Genomic DNA, 4727 nt, shown 5'->3' with positions numbered 1-4727 from the left:
GATCAACCGCCTCAAGCAATTCCGCCGCATCGCCACACGCTACGAGAAGCGCGCCGCCAACTATCTCGCGATGGTCAACCTCGGCATGATCATGCTCTGGCTATAGCCCTTTGCAGACACGCCCTAGGCGCCTATAGCGGCCAGTATGAGGGCCAATGCCCCAACTCCAGCCTCAAATGGACAGCGGTCGAGAATACGGTCGGGGCATACGGCCGAAACTGCAGCGATGAGCCGTGGACGTATAACCGCACGGAGAAGACGTTCTACAATCCCAAGGCCAATGAGAATTTTGCCATGCAGGATTGCTATGCGGCGAGCCGTGATCAGCTTGCGAGCAATCCGAAAGCGAGCACCGGCACCGACATGGCCCGCCGCTTTCACGAGAACAAAATTCAACGGCCCGGGACGCCGGCTGAGCAACCGGTCGCCAATCGCTGAAGCCACTCGAACAGGGAAGGGAGCGGTTGAGCGCTTGCTCAGCATGCTATCGCTCTGATTGCGGGAAGGTACCTTGCGGGTCGCACAGCGAAAAGCGATCGGACATTGAGCCGTGTCCACCGTCGGGACCCACGCAGGTTCGGTCGTCTCGCCTAAGACGCAATCGCCATTGCGTCACGGATATCTTTCATAAGTGAGAGAGCTTGTATTGAGGACGATGGATCCTTGCGCGGCAACGAGATCTCGTGCCTGAGCGCATGACATTCTCGATGTGAGAGGATGGCTTTGCGCCAGAGCATCCGCGCTCAACCCGATGAGTGCCACGCAGGCAAGGCGATCTGGCAAAGGACGATCGAACCGGGCGTCATCGTTCATCTCCCGGAGAAGGCGATCTCAAACGGCTCTCGCAATCTATGCGGAGATTGGCTCGAATGCGATGCGAGTCCGCGCATCGCATGCATCCATTGCCCAAATCTGCATCTGGTTCCTGCGCCGACGATCATTCGCGCGAGCTCGGGCAGGAACGACACGATCCGAAAATCGGCGTAGGTCACTTTCAATCCTGTGGCGAGTTTCGCAAAAGGCGACCTGTTCGGCTGCGCCCGTGCCGTCGGCATCGTAGTAGGGAATGCCATCATCGCGATCGTAGATGACGCAGTCCGCTTCCTTCTTCGCTGTTCCATGAATGGCCTGCGCGCTTTATCCGGCACGGGAAAGCGCATCTGCATCTTTGTGTTATGCTTTATCGTGCACGATCACGACCGTCACGATCTGTAAGGATACGTGAATTGACCATCGTGCCTGACGGGGGGACACTGATTGCGTGGCCGACAGCATTGGTTGCTCCCTCTGAGAAACTGAGGCCCCTTTCGGGGCCTCTTTTATTGGCTCGATTTCTCGGCGAGGAGGTCAGGTCCTGAGGCTCTCCATAAGCTTCTGATAGGGCTCGCGGCGCTCCCGATACTTCAAGAGCAACTGCATTTCGATATGTCGCCTTTGCTCGACATCGATATCGCTCCGGTCGAGACTGAGTATGTCTTCTCCGTATTGAAAGTCTATATTGGTGAGCGTTCGTGCGACCCAAAGTATCTTTAAGTCGTTTTCCGTTATCATGCTTCCATGAGCGTCATTCATGGTGCACTGTCGCGTCGAAGCGTCTTTGGCGACTGGCATGGTCCCCCTCCAGCCTTCTGAGGCTATGAGGGAATAATATCGTTCCGGCACGTTGATCGGCAACGAGCGCAATCTAAGCTTGCGGATTAAAGACTCGGCTCCAAGTCGGTAATCCCAAGGGGTAGGGCGCGATTGCACTCATTTTCATATCGAGACTTCTCGGCCCCGATCAAATCGCTCTAAAGGTCGGTGCTGCCCGAGCTTAAAAAAATCTTAACGCAGGCTTTCGCCGGCGGTGCCCTTAGGGAGTAGTACATACCCCTTAATGGCTAGATCGGTGGGTCCCGCTCTTGATCAAGTTAGCTCTTTGCGTCCTGATAGATATGACGGGCTTATTGCGTAGAGTTTATCCAAGGGGGCAAGCAATGATCAAAGATCATTTTAGACATGCCGTGACATCTGGTTTGCCGGCAAATAGTTTTGAGAACGATTCTACTCAACATGTTGCAACAAAGTTGCTTTGCGGGAGCGCATTGCTGCAGGCCGGTCTCACACAGCTCTTGTCGGGCACATGCTTCGATGTGCTCACGCCGACTTCGAATGGGCTTGCGACCTCGCAGCGGTCCACTCAATCGGAGCCTGCCCTCTACATCGTGGATGCCACCGGTTCCTCCGAGCAAGCGATCGAGTTCATCCGAGACGCCAAGAGGCAGCATCCTGCCGCGCGGGTCATGGCGATCGCCAATCAGTTCGATTGTCAGGCCGTGCAATCGGCAGTCTCTGCCGGCGTCGACAGTTTCTGCCTCGCCACAAGTGCGCGCGAGGTTCTGATCAGGATTCTCGAGCTCACGATGCTGGGCGAAAGGATCCTTCCCGGATCCTTCGTTCGGACACTCCTCAACCAGGAACTGGCGCATTCCAGCACGGCTGAGATCATCCCGTTGGCAGAACGCCGGCCACCCGATCTGAAAGCTCAGAAATTGTCACCCCGTGAGACCGTGATCCTGCAGTCGCTGATGGGCGGCGATGCGAACAAGGTCATTGCGAGAAAGCTCGAAATCACCGAGGCGACGATCAAGGTCCACGTCAAGGCGATCCTGCGCAAGATCGGCGTCGCCAATCGCACTCAGGCTGCCATGTGGGCAACGGGAAACCTCAGGGAGACCGGCCCATCGGCCGGAGAGTTCCATGAGGTGCGGCGGTTGAGCTGAAATATCGGCTTGGGACTGCCCTTCGAAGTCCACTCACGGCTTGCGTGATCCGGGCTTGCGAAGTCGGTGCGGCCGGCGGGGATCCCACGTTGCCGGGCGATCATCTTGAAGGACGAGATCTTTAAAGGGACACCAACGATCTCTCTTGTCGTTCGTCATTGGGTCGGGGCAATAACGCTTCTTCGGATTTCAGTGCCCTTGCCCGCTTGAGTGCATCGTCATCCCGGAAGCGCAGCAAGCAACGATAAGATGGTGGCCGTGACATTCATGCCCACGATGATAAAAAGCAGGGCAACCGACACGGGGAAGGGCCGCGCTGCTGGTTCGCGTTCCTTCTGGAGATAGTTCGTCGTCTTCATAGCGTCCTCCTCTCGGCCTCAGACAGCATGCAAGGTGACGCAATTCGGCCAATGACGCTGTGAAGTGCTTCACAGCATCACGCGCCTTCTTAAGAAGCTTGCCGGGACATCGGAACGCAGAGGCAACCGCAAGACACGCAGGATATCATCGGTGTCTATGGAACTCGCATCGTCGCATGAGGGATGGTGGCGATTGTTGCCTGGCGGATCGTGCGGAACCGCAGGTCAGCGTCAGCGAAGAGTGGACCCGGTTTTCCAAATCGACCGATGCGCTCATCCAAGAGGGAGCATCGATCCCAAAGTTCAAATCCACTATCGGGTCCGATGCTCTAGGTCATCTCAAGACCCGCCGAGACAAGCTCGGTCTCAATTGGATGATACGGAAGCGTTTCCAGCCTCAAGGCCCACTGCCGCGGCTGACGGACACACATCGGGAACCAACGAGACACTGGGAAACATCCTTTGTTCGAGCCCACCCGGGTCCCGGCACTTCACCCAGCCCACAATAGGCACCGGATGACACGTATCGGTCGTAGGTTGTGGCGCTCGTGTTGAGAACAACAGCGCCTTGGGCAGCGACAAGGCCTTGTGCCTGATGACAAGCCATCGCGGTGGTCAGCGGATGGCTTTGGGCCATTGCACCAGAGCCGATGCTGATGAAGCCGATGGCAGCACACACCCGTTCCATGTGTTTCATAACCATCTCCATTGACGGGCAGACCGAGCCACAATTCGCTGTCAGGAGACGGACAGAGCCACCAGCGAGAGGACGGCTGCGAGGACATTCATCGCCACTGCGGTTGCTGCCAGACCCAGGGATATAGACAGGCGGTGCCGCTCCAGGTCTGAGTTGTTTTCAGCGCAGGGGAGGGACTTGGTAGAAAGCTGGGTGCCTCTCCTGGTCACTGTCCGTCTCCTCCAAAGCAGAGATCAGGCGATAACGATCCGAAGAGGATGCGCCTGAGTCGTCCTGTCGGCGGTGCGTTCCCGCACGTGAGACTTCAAGCCGCGTCCCGAGGCCTCAGCCTCAAGCGTCTACCAAGGCGGGGCTGGTCCTTCACTCAAGCTGACACGGTCGAGCCATATTGGTCCGTTGTGCTGTCGTGGTCGTTCACGTGACCATTTTCAAAAAGAGGGAATGATGGCTTACATTCAATGGGATAGACCATTTTTCGTGGACCCCTCGACGGGTGAAGTCGTCCCGGCCGGCACGGAAGGGGCCGTCGCAGTGCCAACCTACGGAAACTACGGCGGAGGAGGCTATTCTGCCGGCAAGTTCGGAGGGGAATTGTCCACGGCGCTGTCAGGCGATCCACTCAGTCAAGAGCAACTCACGCAGTCGAAGATCGGCTCTGAAAACCCGGTGGATGATCTGGACTATCTCTTCTACTTACATGACCTAGTGGTTTCCGCCTAACAAAAGAGTCCGCGTGAGGATTCCCCCTGGCTTGTGCGTATGCGAGGCTGCAGCATGCGCACTGGTATCTCCATCACCCTTAACTCCTCAGACAGGCAGCGCCTTGAGGCTGTTATCAGCAACCGGAACACGGCCCAGAAGCATGTCTGGCGGGCCGCCATCGTGCTGCTGAGCGCCGATGGTGTCGGC

4 protein-coding genes and 2 pseudogenes are annotated in these 4727 nt (G+C 57.2%); 5 read left to right on the top strand and 1 reads right to left on the bottom strand.

The features are described 5' to 3' along the window. From FS320_RS38255 to FS320_RS38245, 3 genes and pseudogenes are all read left to right on the top strand, one after another. A pseudogene (locus tag FS320_RS38255) lies at positions 1-106 on the top strand (IS5-like element ISMra2 family transposase); the annotation flags it as partial. A gap of 188 nt (positions 107-294) precedes the next feature. Next, positions 295-438, top strand: a complete 144-nt coding sequence (locus FS320_RS45565) for a hypothetical protein (RefSeq protein WP_153885386.1) — start codon at positions 295-297, stop codon at positions 436-438. A 1673-nt stretch (positions 439-2111) separates the two neighbouring features. Further along, on the top strand, positions 2112-2762 hold the full coding sequence (locus FS320_RS38245) for a LuxR C-terminal-related transcriptional regulator (RefSeq protein ID WP_244627654.1): 651 nt from the start codon (positions 2112-2114) through the stop codon (positions 2760-2762). Between the two features lie 218 nt (positions 2763-2980). Here the strand turns inward: FS320_RS38245 and FS320_RS45560 are convergent, their stop codons facing one another. Further along, positions 2981-3121 carry a hypothetical protein gene (locus FS320_RS45560; protein ID WP_153885385.1) on the bottom strand — a complete coding sequence of 47 codons (141 nt, stop codon included), beginning with the start codon at positions 3119-3121 and terminating at the stop codon, positions 2981-2983. 1138 nt (positions 3122-4259) lie between these two features. Between FS320_RS45560 and FS320_RS38240 the strand changes: the two genes are divergently transcribed. Continuing rightward, complete coding sequence (locus FS320_RS38240) at positions 4260-4538, top strand: hypothetical protein (RefSeq protein WP_152717506.1); 279 nt, start codon at positions 4260-4262, stop codon at positions 4536-4538. A 54-nt stretch (positions 4539-4592) separates the two neighbouring features. Beyond that, positions 4593-4727 (top strand): annotated as a pseudogene (locus FS320_RS49020) (IS630 family transposase); the annotation flags it as partial.

The organism is Microvirga tunisiensis (assembly GCF_009296175.1).
GTDB classification, from domain to species: domain Bacteria; phylum Pseudomonadota; class Alphaproteobacteria; order Rhizobiales; family Beijerinckiaceae; genus Microvirga; species Microvirga tunisiensis.
This window is presented reverse-complemented; position numbering and strand designations above follow the sequence as displayed.